This window comes from Oceanobacillus sojae (assembly GCF_900162665.1).
GTDB lineage: Bacteria > Bacillota > Bacilli > Bacillales > Amphibacillaceae > Oceanobacillus > Oceanobacillus sojae_A.
In genome coordinates this window covers 764117-778391 of sequence record NZ_LT727813.1, presented here as the reverse complement: position 1 = coordinate 778391, position 14275 = coordinate 764117, and the positions used below count along the sequence as shown (strand labels likewise).

At 37.7% G+C, this 14275-nt stretch carries 18 protein-coding genes; 13 read left to right on the top strand and 5 right to left on the bottom strand.

Going from position 1 to position 14275, the window contains the following annotated elements; genetic code table 11:
- The first annotated feature begins 6 nt into the window (after positions 1-6).
- Positions 7-498 carry an NUDIX domain-containing protein gene (locus BN1068_RS21130; RefSeq protein WP_077604791.1) on the top strand — a complete coding sequence of 164 codons (492 nt, stop codon included), beginning with the start codon at positions 7-9 and terminating at the stop codon, positions 496-498.
- Positions 499-598: 100 nt separating this feature from the next.
- Here BN1068_RS21130 and BN1068_RS21125 read toward each other — a convergent pair whose 3' ends face one another.
- Both BN1068_RS21125 and BN1068_RS21120 read right to left on the bottom strand, forming a co-directional pair.
- Positions 599-1657: a DUF4179 domain-containing protein gene (locus tag BN1068_RS21125; protein WP_077604790.1), complete on the bottom strand. Its 1059-nt coding sequence runs from the start codon at positions 1655-1657 to the stop codon at positions 599-601.
- Positions 1641-2183: a sigma-70 family RNA polymerase sigma factor gene (locus BN1068_RS21120; protein ID WP_254846845.1), complete on the bottom strand. Its 543-nt coding sequence runs from the start codon at positions 2181-2183 to the stop codon at positions 1641-1643. The genes BN1068_RS21125 and BN1068_RS21120 overlap by 17 nt, the downstream gene beginning before the upstream one ends.
- Before the next feature lie 177 nt (positions 2184-2360).
- On the opposite strand from BN1068_RS21120, the gene BN1068_RS21115 reads away from it, so the two are divergent.
- From BN1068_RS21115 to BN1068_RS21065, 11 genes are all read left to right on the top strand, one after another.
- A complete protein-coding gene (locus BN1068_RS21115) occupies positions 2361-3272 on the top strand; it encodes an ABC transporter ATP-binding protein (protein WP_077604788.1) in 912 nt (303 codons plus the stop codon).
- Complete coding sequence (locus BN1068_RS21110) at positions 3269-3979, top strand: ABC transporter permease (RefSeq protein WP_077604787.1); 711 nt, start codon at positions 3269-3271, stop codon at positions 3977-3979. Before BN1068_RS21115 ends, BN1068_RS21110 begins: the two co-directional genes overlap by 4 nt.
- Entirely contained in the window at positions 3980-4708 is a 729-nt protein-coding gene (locus tag BN1068_RS21105; RefSeq protein WP_077604786.1) for an ABC transporter permease, read from the top strand.
- 109 nt (positions 4709-4817) lie between these two features.
- The gene (locus BN1068_RS21100; RefSeq protein ID WP_139344905.1) at positions 4818-5798 is read left to right on the top strand and encodes a zinc-dependent alcohol dehydrogenase family protein; all 981 of its coding nucleotides are present in this window, start codon (positions 4818-4820) and stop codon (positions 5796-5798) included.
- A gap of 91 nt (positions 5799-5889) precedes the next feature.
- Complete coding sequence (locus BN1068_RS21095; protein ID WP_217697339.1) at positions 5890-6759, top strand: AraC family transcriptional regulator; 870 nt, start codon at positions 5890-5892, stop codon at positions 6757-6759.
- 623 nt (positions 6760-7382) lie between these two features.
- The gene (locus BN1068_RS21090) at positions 7383-7682 is read left to right on the top strand and encodes a Dabb family protein (RefSeq protein WP_077604784.1); all 300 of its coding nucleotides are present in this window, start codon (positions 7383-7385) and stop codon (positions 7680-7682) included.
- Positions 7683-7783: 101 nt separating this feature from the next.
- Positions 7784-8401 carry an NUDIX hydrolase gene (locus BN1068_RS21085; protein WP_077604783.1) on the top strand — a complete coding sequence of 206 codons (618 nt, stop codon included), beginning with the start codon at positions 7784-7786 and terminating at the stop codon, positions 8399-8401.
- Positions 8402-8615: 214 nt separating this feature from the next.
- Positions 8616-9386, top strand: a complete 771-nt coding sequence (locus tag BN1068_RS21080; RefSeq protein WP_077604782.1) for an HAAS domain-containing protein — start codon at positions 8616-8618, stop codon at positions 9384-9386.
- 89 nt (positions 9387-9475) lie between these two features.
- Positions 9476-9964 carry a nucleoside 2-deoxyribosyltransferase gene (locus BN1068_RS21075; protein ID WP_077604781.1) on the top strand — a complete coding sequence of 163 codons (489 nt, stop codon included), beginning with the start codon at positions 9476-9478 and terminating at the stop codon, positions 9962-9964.
- Positions 9965-10139: 175 nt separating this feature from the next.
- Positions 10140-10619 (top strand): GNAT family N-acetyltransferase, encoded by a 480-nt coding sequence (locus BN1068_RS21070; protein WP_077604780.1) that lies wholly within the window; start codon positions 10140-10142, stop codon positions 10617-10619.
- A 19-nt stretch (positions 10620-10638) separates the two neighbouring features.
- Positions 10639-11091, top strand: a complete 453-nt coding sequence (locus BN1068_RS21065; RefSeq protein ID WP_077604779.1) for a DinB family protein — start codon at positions 10639-10641, stop codon at positions 11089-11091.
- Positions 11092-11297: 206 nt separating this feature from the next.
- On the opposite strand, the gene BN1068_RS21060 is transcribed toward BN1068_RS21065, so the two are convergent.
- The 3 genes from BN1068_RS21060 to BN1068_RS21050 form a co-directional block, all read right to left on the bottom strand.
- Complete coding sequence (locus tag BN1068_RS21060) at positions 11298-11636, bottom strand: NIPSNAP family protein (RefSeq protein WP_077604778.1); 339 nt, start codon at positions 11634-11636, stop codon at positions 11298-11300.
- 93 nt (positions 11637-11729) lie between these two features.
- Positions 11730-12533 (bottom strand): GNAT family N-acetyltransferase, encoded by an 804-nt coding sequence (locus tag BN1068_RS21055; protein ID WP_175637218.1) that lies wholly within the window; start codon positions 12531-12533, stop codon positions 11730-11732.
- 106 nt (positions 12534-12639) lie between these two features.
- The gene (locus BN1068_RS21050; protein ID WP_077604776.1) at positions 12640-13614 is read right to left on the bottom strand and encodes a glycine betaine ABC transporter substrate-binding protein; all 975 of its coding nucleotides are present in this window, start codon (positions 13612-13614) and stop codon (positions 12640-12642) included.
- A 409-nt stretch (positions 13615-14023) separates the two neighbouring features.
- Between BN1068_RS21050 and copZ the strand changes: the two genes are divergently transcribed.
- Positions 14024-14230 (top strand): copper chaperone CopZ, encoded by a 207-nt coding sequence (copZ, locus tag BN1068_RS21045; RefSeq protein ID WP_077604775.1) that lies wholly within the window; start codon positions 14024-14026, stop codon positions 14228-14230.
- Positions 14231-14275: the final 45 nt, after the last annotated feature.

Sequence of the window (14275 nt, the reverse complement as noted above, 5' to 3'; positions counted from 1 at the left end):
GTCTCGATGACAAGTATTTACACCTATTGGGGAAATGGAAAAGTGAAATTAACCTGGATACCAGATAACAATCTGCCTGAAAATAAGCTTATAACAAGTGTACATGGTTTATGCTTCAAAAACGATAAGCTGCTCCTTGTAAATTTAAATGCGAGAGGCTGGGATATACCCGGAGGACATATTGAAAAAGGAGAGACGCCTGTAGCTTGTTTTAAACGTGAGGCATATGAAGAAGGCTATGTTACAGGGGGGTGTTATCTTTTAGGTTGTATCGAAGTAAACCATACCGAAAATATCGAATGGGATAAGGACAGCCCTTATCCGAGAATCGGTTATCAGGTATTTTACCGTATGGATGTGCAGCGAGTTTATGAGTTTAAGGGTGCTTATGAATCGGAAGAAAGAATCTGGATAGATCCGGGAGAAGTAGATAATTACAGTAATAATTGGAATGAGCTGCATCAAAATATTTTAGTTAAAGCTGCACAAAGTAATTGATATACTATTCTTTTGTAAAAAGCAGTGAAATCCATTACAAGTTGGCGGCCACTGCTTTTTACTGTCTAAAGGATTCAGATATATTTCCGATTATAATAGTCTATTTTGGTATTTCAATTATAATAGGTTCAAAATCAACATCTTCTTTTTCTATTTTAATCTCTTCCCCGTTTTTATCAAACTCCGCGCCTCTATTTAAATAAGGAATAATTGTCAGTTCTGTAACATTGGAATCAATTGGATCAAACAGTTCAATATTTTTAAATCCCGGATTATTATCGAAAAACCAGCTTTCTCCACTTCCGGAAAAGGAAGTAATTTCATTGCCATCCTGATCAAACAAATTTATTCCAATACGGTCTACCCGGATAATACCAAAATTTGTTTTTTCATCAAGGCTTTCATAAGATATGCTGACGCCTAGTTCACTGAGAGACAGATCTGTAATAGTAAGGTTAATTCCGTCAGCACTTTGGGAATGTTGGACAGGGATGGTTTGAATGTTCTCCATTTTTTCTACAGAAGTTGAAAAATTCCAAACTTCCTCATTCTCCCCTTTTAAAATTACTCCCAGTTCAAATTTATCCGGCATTTCTTTTGTTACGCTTATTTCCTGAACTGCTGTCCGGGTTGTTGCTGATTGACTAGATTCCATATACATTAAGGAACCCATATTTGGTGATTCTCCATTAATGGTAAATTCCATACCAGCACTAGTATAATTCTCTTCAAGCGGTTTTTCTGAATCAATGATATAACTAATGCTAATATTATTCTGATCATACAAGACTTCATCGAGTGTAACAGATATTCCATTAACGGTCTGAGTTTCTCCAATTTGGCTGGTTAATCCCTGCTTATGAGCTTTTTCGAGGTTAGCCAAATTTGAACTTTCAAATACAGAACCGATAATAGGAATCTGAGACAGGCTGCTTGCCAGGGCTGGAGAATAGTACGATGAACCAATCAATATGACAAAAATAACTGCAACACTGCCAAAAGCATAGAATATTCTTCGTTTAATCTTGTTTCTTCGATGCTGCTGAGGATTCACTGACTCTTTCCTGCGTTGTTTTTCTGCTTGTTCCATCCCTGTTTGAATAGCTGAACGTACTTGCTCTTTAGGGAAAGGTTCTAATTGCTTATGTCGATTGTTCATTTAACTTATAACTCCTTTCTATTTCGGTTTTTAATTTCTTCTTTGCCCTGCGTAAATATGTTTTTATTGTTCCAGCAGGCTTCTCCATAATTTCTGCAATATCCTGAATCGAAAGGTCATGATAATAAAATAAGATAATAGAAGTCTGATAGGAGGTTTTCAGTTTGGATAATGCTTCACTCAGATGAAATGATTCTATTTCTTTCTCTTGATTGCTCTCTAATCGAATGAATAATTCATTTTCTTCATAAGGAATAATTTGTTTCCGCTCTTTTAAAAGCTGGTAACACTTACGTATCAGGATTCGGAATAGCCATGTTGAAAAATATTCTGGATTTCGTAATTGACCAATGGCTAGAAATGCTTTACAGGATGTTTCCTGAATGGCATCCAGAGCATCCTGTTTATTGTTAACGTAAGAGAGCGCTTTGTAATACAGCATTTGCTCTTCCAGGAAAAGCAGTTCTTCAAAAGCCGCAGCATCCCCATCTATTGCTTTTTTCACGGTATGTATATTGTGCTTCACTGTATGATTCCTCCCCTCATTTATTAGAGTCATTCAGGGATATAAAAAGTTTCATTTTCTATATTTTCTTGAAATATTTTTTATTTTATAGTACGCAGCTTTTTAAACAAACTTTAAACAAAGTCCATACTTCATTTTAACCTTGTACCTCTATCCTTGAAAGTAGAGGTGATAAAGATGGAATATATCGTAGAAACGAAGCATTTAACAAAATCATTTGGAAAAGAAAAAGCAGTATCAAATTTGGAAATGAAGATACCTAAGGGAGAGATATATGGATTTCTTGGTCCAAATGGAGCTGGAAAAACAACAACCATCCGCATGCTGCTGGGATTAATGCGGCCGACTTCCGGCTCTGTCCAATTATTTGGAAAAGATATGAAGAATAACCGGATAGAAATTTTGAAAAATGTCGGATCACTGGTAGAAAACCCTTCCTATTATCCGCATTTAACTGCCAAGGAAAATTTAGAAGCAAGCAGAAAAATTCTTAACGTACCAAAGAAGCGAATTGATGAGGTACTTCAACAGGTTCGCCTGCATGGGGTTGCCAATAAGAAAGTGAAAGGATATTCGCTTGGAATGAAACAGCGTCTCGGGATTGCTGCTGCCATGCTTCATCAGCCGGAGCTGCTGATTTTGGATGAGCCTACAAACGGGCTGGATCCATCCGGCATTATTGAAATGCGTCAGCTGATTCAAAGTCTGCCGAAAGAATACGGTATGACGGTGCTGATATCCAGTCATTTACTATCTGAGATTGATCAGATGGCGACCAGAGTAGGTGTTGTATCTAAGGGGAAAATGATCTTTCAGGATTCGATCGAGACCATGCGTAAATTTGCTCAAGCTTCTATTCAGGTGAAGGTGAACGATAATGAAGCAGCGTGGCGATCGCTGCTTGCTAATGGACAAAAAGCAGACTTAGGGGAAGAAAGTGTAACCTTGCAGGCAGAAGATGACGAGCAGGTAGCAGCTTCCATTCGCTATCTTGTCCAGCAGGGATTCTCTATTTATCGAGTACAGGAGGAAAAAAGATCTCTGGAGAATATTTTCTTAGAGATGACAAAGGAGGAACAGGCAGGATGATCCTTTCACTGGTGAAGGCGGATTTTTTAAAGATAAAGCGTAAAGGGATGTGGCTGTTATGTCTGATTGGTCCTTTTGGTGTAGTGGCATTACAGATGGTGAATTACGGGGTGCGAAAGGATTATTTGTTTGATCAGATGGATGACCGCTGGCTTTATTATATTTTGAACATCAACACATTTACGCCGCTTGCTATTGTCTTAGGGATAGTGATTTTGACATCCTTTATGGCGAGCATTGAAGATGAAACAAATGCCTGGAAGCAGTTAGTTGCTTTACCTGTTTCCAAGCGGGCAGTGTATTTATCTAAATTTACGGTAGTCAGCTGTATCGTATTTTTATCCTCTGTACTCTTATTTCTTTTTATGCTTGGATATGGATTGACGTTGGGATTGGGAGCGGATATCCCTTATTTACGAATAATAGAGTATAGTTTCTTGCCTTTCTTTGCTGCCCTTCCTGTTCTGGGATTACAGCTTTGGGTGGCTTCTGTAAGTAAGAATCAGGCCATCCCTGTCACGTTAGGGGCGGTAGGAGTGATTTTAGCATACTCTGCTCCGTTGTTACCTGACTGGGTGATTTGGAAATGGCCGGCACTATCTAATGATTGGGACCATTCATATATAAATGCCTTATTAGGAATCGGTTTTGGATTGGTGCTGTATGTGCTGGGAATGATTGATTTTAAAAGAAGGGACGTTAAATAAATGTTTTCCGTGATAAATTCTGAGTGGTATAAGCTGCGAAAATCAAAAGTACTATTTCTTCTATTAATCGCGCCGCTGATTGGATTATTTATTGGGATAGCCAATTCATCTATTGAAATAGAAGGAATCAATGCGTGGCATGGAAAGCTGGTTATGATGAATTTTACTTATGCTATCTTATTCCTGCCATTGATTTCAGGTGTCTTAGCCAGTGTAATTTGCCGGTATGAGCATCAGGAGGGAGGTTGGAAGCAGCTGCTGGCACTGCCGGTAACGAGAGGGAAGGTTTTTCTTTCTAAATACCTGCTGCTGATTCTGTTGATGCTTGTTATGCAATTAATGTACTTGGTTTCTATTTATTTAGTAGGTATGATAGAAGGAATTACAGATCCTTTTCCAATGGATATTGTTTGGAAGTCTATTTTCGGAGGCTGGGTGGCAACATTACCATTAATTGCTTTGCAGTTATGGGTTTCCATTGCATTTAAAAGCTTTGCAGCTCCATTTGCGATTAATGTTATTTTTACATTACCGACAATATTAGTCATTAATTCAGAACGGTTTGGACCGTATTATCCTTGGGGGCAGCCATTTTTAATGATGAATATTGGTGGAAGTACAGAGGATGTCTTTTTTGTGCCCTGGGATCAAATTCTAATGGTTGTTGGCGGCAGCTTTCTATTGTTTTTTATTGGAGGCTATCTATACTTCCTGAAAAAGGCTATTTGATAGTGAAACATTTAATAATTGTATTTGAAAAAAGGAATGACACGCACGCTGTTATTCCTTTTTTTCGTTATAATAAAAGAAAAAGACATACAGGAGAGGACATCTTAAAGTGCGAAACAGGTACATTTATTGTGAAAAATTTGGTCATCCTAATGAAGTATTAAGGATGAGAGAAAAAGAGATTTGCCCGCCAAACGCAGATGAAGTATTGGTCAGGATGTTAGCCAGACCGATTAATCCATCCGATTTAATCCCGGTAAGAGGAAGCTATTCACACAGAATTCCTCTCCCATATATACCCGGTTATGAAGGTGTTGGAATTGTAGAGGATGTTGGAGCTTCAGTAAGTACAGATCTCATTGGAAAACAAGTTCTGCCATTACGAGGTGAGGGGACATGGCAGGATTTTGTCATAGCTCCGGCAAGGTTTGTTGTACCTGTGCCAGAATCTATGGATAATATCATTGCTGCACAGCTGTATATTAACCCTGTTACTGCATGGGTTACACTGACAGAAATATTGAAATTACAGCCTGAGAATGTACTGCTAGTTAATGCTTGCGGGTCAGCGATAGGGCACTTGTATGCGCAGTTTGCCAGAATTTTAGATTTACGTTTGATTGCAGTTACGAGAAATAATAAACATACTCAGACACTTTTAAATCTTGGTGCTTTTGAAGTGGTGGATACATCCAGTCAATCACTGTTTGAGGTTGTAATGGAAAAAACAAATGGAAAAGGAGCAGATGCAGCGATTGATTCGTTAGGCGGAAGCGCAGGAACGGATTTAGCCGGCTGTTTGCGAAGTCAGGGACAATTCTTAAGTATAGGCTTGTTGTCTGGGGAGCAAATGAATTGGGGAGCTTTTGCAGATAAGGTGAAAATGAATATTTTTCATTTAAGGCACTGGAACAAGAAGGCAGGTCATGAGGAATGGCAGAGAACCTTCCAGCAAATCATAAACCTTGTAGAGAAGAAAGAGCTGCTGCTTAGCTTTGAGAAAACAAAATATGGATTAGCAGATATAAAACAGGCTGTTGATGCTGTTGCTGACGGCAGGAGAGGAAAAGTGATTTTATCCAGCAACTGATGTATCATAACCGATAAAACCCGTTTATTTTTTGTCGAGTGATTTATGCAAGCTGCTTCTATAATTGAACTAATGGAAGGAGGAGAAGGAAGTGCAAAGCAGAATGAATGAGGCGTTACAGTATATTGAGGAGAAATTGGATGTAGAAATCGACGAGAAAGAAATAGAAAAAATTACCGGTATGTCGATTTACCACTTCCGAAGAATGTTTTCTTTCCTAGCCGGGATGACACTGACAGCTTATATCCGTAACCGCAAGCTTTCCAATGCGATGTTTGATTTGTTGCGGGATGATATTAATGTAACAGATACTGCTTTTAAATATGGTTATCATTCTGTTGATGGTTTTTCCAGGGCGTTTCGGGAATGGGCTGGATTTAACCCTTCTGAAGTGAGAAATCAGCAAAAAAAGCGTCTTAAAGCCTTTCCGAGGCTCACCTTCCAATTAACGATTCAAGGAGGAGCAGAAATGGATTATCGAATTGTGGAGAAAGAAGCGTTTAAAATAATTGGAGTCAGTAAACAGGTGCCAATACAGTTTGAAGGAGTTAATCCGGGAATTGAAAAATTAGCGCAAAGTGTTACTGAATCCCAGAAAGCAAAAATGCGTCAACATGCTAACTTAGAGCCTGGACAGGTGATTAATGCTTCTTATAATTTTGATGAAGGAAGAACGCAAGAAGAAGGATATTTAAACCATATGATTGGCGTGTTGACAGATGAAGAGGGTCCTTTTAGAGGGCTGGATGTGCTGGAGGTACCTGCTTATACCTGGGTTATTTTTTCATCACAAGGGCCATTCCCTGAAACAATGCAGGAAACATGGGCAAAAATAGCAGCTGAATGGTTTCCTTCCTCGGATTATGAGTTAGTGAAAGCACCTGAAATTTCTTTTGTAGAGGATTATAGCAATCTTGATAATGTGTATAGTGAGATTTGGATGGCTGTGCGGAGAAAGTAATAACAGGAACGCAAACACGAAAAGACGAGATACCACACTTGGCACCTCGTCTTTTTGTATTGGAGGCGCTGGGTTTCGAACCCCTTTATAGGATGCGAACAGCGAAAACGAATCTCAATTGATGATGTTGAAGTATTTCAATCCACGCACCCATATAGGATGCGAATTTAACGCTGACAGCACCGAATGTGCCAGCTGATATTTCAATCCACGCACCCATATAGGATGCGAACCTTCCAAGTGCTTGACGTGCTATTTTATCCATATTTCAATCCACGCACCCATATAGGATGCGAAAGCACACATAAAACACCTTAATACAGCAAGGCCTAAAGACCAGAAAAGTGCTAACCTAATCAAAATTTGAAATTATTTCCTTTCATTATTGGAATATTTCTTCATAATCCTTGCTATAAAAGGAGTGCTAACCTTCATAGTAATCTATGTTCGCTTAAGGTTAGCACTCCATGTTAATTTTAAATTCCTTACTTATATTTTATCATTCTAAAAAAACATATCAAATGATTCTGAAAATTAGAGAAATATATAAATACGTTATCTATGTAAAGGGAAGTAAGTCTATGATAAACTTTAACTATAAAATAAACGGGGAGTTGTAAGCCATGATAAAACATATCGTACAATGGAATCATCGTGAAAATTTCAGTGAAGCAGAGAAAAAAGTAAATGCAGAGAAAATCAAAAATGAATTAGAAAGCTTAAAAGATAAGATAGATGGTGTTGTTTCTATCAATGTCATTATTAATCCTTTGGCGACAAGTGACCGTGATATTATTCTGGACAGCGAATTTGAGACAGAAGAAGCGTTGCAGCAATATCAAATACATCCGGAGCATATCCGTGTATCAAGCTTTGTGAAAGAGTGTGTGCAGGATCGTGTCTGTGTAGACTATCAGCTATAATTATAGATGAAAGCAGTGTAGAAAGATGTTCTATGCTGTTTTTTACATAGAGATATAGCGTTATTTTACAACCGATTAATTCGAGGAAAGGATGTATTTTAATGAGTGATAAGTGGCTGAAATGGGCGAAGCAAATCCAGGCTATTTCTCAAGCGGGCTTAACTTTTACAAATGATATGTATGATAGAGAACGGTATGAACAGCTGCGTACGTTAAGCATCGAAATTATGAATGAATATACCGGGTTAGATTTCGAGTCTATTCGTGATTTATTTGCTAATGAGGTAGGCTATCAGACTCCGAAAGTCGATGTACGGGGTGTGGTTTTTAAAGATAATCGTATTTTAATGGTCCGTGAAAAGCATGATGGAGCCTGGGCATTACCGGGTGGTTTCTGTGATATTGGTGAATCTCCTAGAGAAAATGTTACCAAAGAAATTCAGGAAGAGGCGGGCTTTCATGTTCAGTCCAAAAAGCTGCTGGCTGTTTTTGATACACATAAGCACCCTCATCCGCCTCAGCCCTATCAGTATTATAAATTGTTTATCCAATGTGAGATTGTCAGTGGAGAAGCGAGCTTAGGAATGGAGACAAAGGGAATTGATTTTTTTGCAGAAGACAACCTTCCTAACCTGTCATTAAACCGGAATACAGAAACACAAATCAAACGTTTATTTGAATTTTTAAGAGATCCTGAGAAGCCGACCTTGTTTGATTAATATCATACTTTTAAAAAATTACTTTTACCAGTGAAGAGTAATTTTTTTTCTGTCCAAATTTCTTGTAAAACAAGGAAATGTCCTTTAAAATGAGGATGTTTTGTTATAAGAAGATGTTTGCTTGGACAAAGAGTGGATAATACAATTCAAAAACCTAAATAAGATGATTATAAATATATGAACACATTGATAAGGTGTAGGAGGAGGTATAGAAATGGACCGGACAAAATTAAGCTCGGAAAGTAACCGGTTTATAGAAAAGCTGCGGCTGTATTTATTCTCTCAAGGCATAGAACAATCTGATATTGAGGGCGTTGCAGATAATTTAGCACAGCAGCTCTATGAAATGGAACAAAATAATGAGCCCATTGAACAAATTACGAATAAATCTCCACAGGAATATTTAGATGAACTAAAGGAAGAAGTAGATAGAAAAAAGAATACATCCGTATTCTGGTTAATCCCATATATCCTTATAGGTGCCATTATTTTTATGGTATTTGGTGATGTCTTACGAGGCGTATTATATGGAGAAATTGTAGCATACAGCCTTTTTAGAATTCTGAGTACAGTTGTTATTGGGCTGTTATTTATCATTGGTTCGGCATTTGCGGTCAGATACACTTCTAAAAATCAGTTATCTGAAACTAAAAAGTATGGAATTCTCGCTATTCCGGCGGTTATTGGTATGCTTTTATTTGTAGCGGCTTATTTTATGGATGGTTATGTAGAAACCTCCCTCGTAACAATTCAATTCTTAGGAAATATGATTTTATTGGGAATAGTGACAGCTGCAGCAATACTAATGTCTGTTTGGGCAAAAACATGGATATTACCTGTTATTTTAATTGCCTGGAATTTTCCTCCGCTGATTTTGGGAAACACACCTTTGGGAGTAAATATGCAGGCTTTCCTGAGTTTTATCCTGACCTTTTTAATTGTTGGAGTTTATATCTATTTGGAGTTTCAAAAAGAGCAGCAATGATAACTAAATAAGGATAATTCTGTTAAAATATGAAGGAATGAATGTAAGAAATAAGTAAGAGAACTAGACTGGATAAAGAGGTGCTTGAAGTGAAAGGTTATTTGGCAAATGGATTATTTTCAATGGGCGATCGTTATGTGAATGAACAGCTGGCAAAGGCGATTCGTGAGGCTGTTCCAGAAGTAGACTTATATTTACCGCAGGAAAATGCGGCAATTAATGATAAGACTGCTTTTGCGAATAGTGAGATCATTGCAGAAGCGGATTTATCCAAGCTGGAAGAAAGTGATTTTTTAATAGCAGTACTGGATGGAGTAGAAATCGATTCTGGTGTAGCAGCTGAAATTGGGGCTTTTTCAATGCTTAAACGCCCGATTGTCGGGGTATTTACGGATACACGCCAGCAGGGAAGAGATAATCAGAAAAAGATAGATGCGCTGGTAGAAGATGGGTTAGAAAATCAATTTGTGTATCGTAATTTGTTTTTGGTAGGGTTAGTGAAAAGAAATGGCGTGATTACCTCTTCATTGGAGGAAGCGGTGGAAGCTGTTGTGGAGATAAAAAATAAGCATATATAAAGGTTTTTAGAGAAAATCAAAATTGTCATTCAGAGCTTTACGTGGTAGGCAGTTGGTTTTCTCTTTTTTAGATATACAGTATAAAAATATTTTAGAAAATTCTAAAATATATAGACCTAACATAGCCAAAGATGTTAAACTGGAAATTAAGTTACATTTAATAAGGAGAATACATATGGAAAAGACAGAAGCAATAACCTTGAGACTCTTAACAGAAGCATACATTGATGACTTGAATCAATTCGAGCTTCTGGAAGAACAGCACAAATTTACTGCATTGCCTAAGGAGATTTCAGATCTGACGGAAGGTCAATATGGTGTCATGATTATGAACTATGAAGAACCGGTGGGTTTTTTTCTGCTGCATCAGACGGATCGTGTAAAAGAATACTCCGAGAATCATAAAGCTATTCTTTTAACTGCTTTATCTATCAATCAGGTTCATCAGCGGAAGGGTTATGCGAGAAAAGGAATGATAATACTTGCGGAGTTTGTAAAGGATGTATTTCCTGAATGTGATGAGATTGTATTAGCAGTGAATCATAGAAATATACCAGCACAAAAGCTTTATCATAATGTCGGTTTTGCAGACACGGGTAAACGGAAGGAAGGTCCCAAGGGCGAGCAATATATTATGGCTTTACAAGCATTCTAATTTAAGGAGAGGTTTTATCATGAGCAAAGTATTTACGGAGTACAGTAAAACAATTGATGAAGTTTCCAAGCTAAAAGAAGCGGATGAACAAATACTGGTCACACCGATTAAGGAGGAAGCCTGGTCAATAAGAGAAATTATTGGCCATATGTATTATTGGGATGATTACAATCTTCATAACATGATTTCTCAGATGACTAATGGTGCCAATCTTCCGGCTTTTCCAGATCATGATGCTCAAAATGAAAAAGCTGTCCAATCACTTGAAGGCCAATCTGTTTATCAAATAATAGACTTGTTTATAAAGCGGAGAGAAGAATTTTTAGATACAGTAAGAAAAGTAGATAAGCAGGACAGGTTTACTATTGGTAGCGGAAAAAGAGCTTTTTCAACAGAAAGCTTTGTGAAAATATTTGTGAAGCATGATGCACACCACTTAAAGCAGATAGAGAATTTTTTAGCTGCTCATTGATAGAAGAGAGGGTATAGGAATACAGCAAAGGAATCAAACTATTTGCTAAGCATACAGCAGCTTCTTTTGATTTGAAAAAATGGGATTATATCTCGATCATAAACGAAAAAGGTTACAGGAGAGAGAATAAATTGAGAAAAGCTCCGGCGAGCATGCCAGGCCGTTATTGCTCACTGGAGCTTTTTAATAGGTTATGACTGCCTTTGTTAATCAAGAGTAGATTGCAGCCATTCATTTTTAGTTTCCAAAATATAGTTCTTCAAAACATACTCTTTTCCACCAAACTTGTCATACCATGCCTGGACACGCTTTACATGCTCCATATCTTCCCGGATAGCCGTCTCAATTCGTAAATAGTCGTCGTAGCTGTCATACTCCCAAATAGCAAAAATTTCTGTTGTATTATCTTTATTGTCTTTCATCCAGCGCCCTGTCAGACGGGATCCGTGCTTTAGCTGGTTAGGAAGATTTGTTTCTTTGAAATGTGCATTTAATCTTTCCGCGAATTCAGATGTTACCAGGTAGTATTTTCGTCTGTAAAACATTGCTTCAACTCCTTTTGAACCTGCCCTAATGAAAATGAATGTTTAAATAAAGTATACCGTTTTCAAAAATCCTGAATCAACTTTTTACTATACCTATCCAAAGTTCACAAAAACCTTCAGCCTATCAATCGTATCAAAACCAAGTTTCCGGTAAATACTCTCCGCTTCAGGAGATGCTTGTAAAGTGCAGTACGCTGCGCCTTCTGTTTTTGCTGTGCTTAACAGATGATTCGTTAATTTTGTTCCAAACCCATTACCTCTTTCGCCCTCTAAGGTGGCAATATCGTATAAGCCGGCAATGCCGTCTGAAAAGAATATGGAGCCTATCGCTGCAGGTCTGCCTTGGTGATAGCCGATAATGTGCTGGAAATTATGATCCTCTAAAAGGGTAGAGTGAGCAGCTTTTTCAAAATAGGTTTGAATTTGTTTTTCTTCATTGGTGCCTGAATATAAACTGGAGAGAATATTACCGAAAATAACGAATTGTTCAGGACTTGCGGCTTTTTCAAAATGAAAGTCTGCATCTGTATCCGGAACGATGGGCTGGAAGTCTCCAAGTTCTGCAATCATACCTAAATAATCGGTTCCATAATCCTTTAACTCCGCTTCTTTAAATAAGGTAATAATGTCTGTCTGCTGGCTCCAGCACCATACGTTTATGGGGTATTTTCTGCTGTTATAATACGCCATGATTTCTTTAAAAGTATTAGGATTTAGAGGACGATTCGTTTCAGGAAGTGTTACGACATTAAAATTATAGGATGGAAGATCGGCATCTATATAAGTAAAACCGTCTTCTGTTTCATGAATTTTTGCTTCCTTAAGGATAGCTGATCTGGCTTTTATTTTTGCATTTAGATTGTTCATCATAATTTGCTTTTGTTCCGATTGATTCATACTTTCTGCTCCCTTATCTTGGAATAAAATGCCACAGTCTTGGATGAAATTCATCTCAATTACTGTGGCATCGGCCAAACTTATTTTTATTAAAATGATGTGAGTTTTACTCTAAAGCCTCTTTTACTTTTTCCTCTGCTTCATCTGTCACCCACTCTGTCCAGAGATCCTCATGCTCTCTCAGGAATCTTTCGGCAGCTTCCTCTGTACTTGCGTCTTCCTCTTGAATATACTGCAATGCATCACTGGCAATTTCACTGGAGGTTTCGTAGTGACTTAAAAACTCTACAACTTCGGGTGCCCAATCCTCTAAATCATTACTTACAGTAATATCAATATCCTGTGCACCCATTTCGGAGAATGGTCCATCCGGGTCTTCTTCCAAAATTGGTGTCATATCGTACATACCCATAACCCAATTGGGTTCATAGTTATACCCAATCCAGGGTTCTCCACTTTCATAAGCATCTAACAGAGAAATATTAATTGCTGATTCTGAACCAGGGCGGAAGTAATTATAATATTCATCTAAACCGTATTCATCAATTCCATCTGAGAGCATTTTATCGACCTCCCATCCGGAGATAGCGCCGACAATTCGTCCTTTACTGCTATCATCAGGATCCTGGAAAACCTCCCAATATTCCGGTAAATCGGTAACGTACTCCAGATCTGGAGTCATTGGTTCAATGCCGCGTTCCGGGTCCCCTTCAATCATATAAGTGGGAACATATAAGCCTTGAAAGTTATCGTCAAAATTGACAGAGACCTTTTGATAATCGCCATTTTCCAACCCTTCAGCGTAAGATTCTCCAAGATTTTGCGTCCATACTTCCATATGTATGTTAATTTCCTGATCTTTCAATCCGGTCATTAATGCAGCTGCTGAGCCTGTCATTGTTTCTGTATCATAACCATAACCATTGGAAATAATAAAACCGGCGACTTCATTATGGAATCTTAAACTGTCCCAGCCTTCGTCGGCTAAAACAATTGCTCCTCCTTCATTTGTCTTTTCTCCACATGCGGCAAGCAGAATGAAGGAAAATCCGATGAGCAAATAGCTTAACTTCTTTTTCATAATAAAATTTCTCCTCACTTCTCTATAACTATAATAAAAAAATCTTGCGATAGAATGCGTGTTCAAATTATCGCAGTGTCATTTTTATTGGACTTTTGAACATCCTCTTAAATAGACCTATCTTTAAGAATAGCGGGAACATAGAGGAGGAGCAACCGGACAAGGACCTTCATATAGGTTATAAAATGCCGTTAAGTTACGCATAAACGAGATTTCTTTTAGATAATCATATAATACAGGTTTATTTGTCGGAATATCATGAATTATAAGGAATTTATATATTCATCAAAGGATTCACCTGGTAAATCATACTCAAATCGAGTATAAGAAGATTAAAAAATTAAATTCTTGACAATACCTATGAGGGGTATGTTAAGATGGATATATAAGTTAAGAGGAGGTTAATAAAATGACTAAAGAAACAATTCAAGTTCAAGGTATGTCATGTGGTCACTGTGTCAGCTCTGTCGAAGGAGCAGTTGGTGGATTAGATGGTGTAGATACAGTAAACGTTCATCTTCAGGAAGGAAAAGTAGATGTTTCCTTTGATGAAGGGAAAGTAAAGCTGGGCGACATTACAGAAGCAATTGAAGATCAGGGATACGACGTTGTATAAATAATAAAATATCTCGTTTCGAAAGCTTTTTAGATAAATGATCAA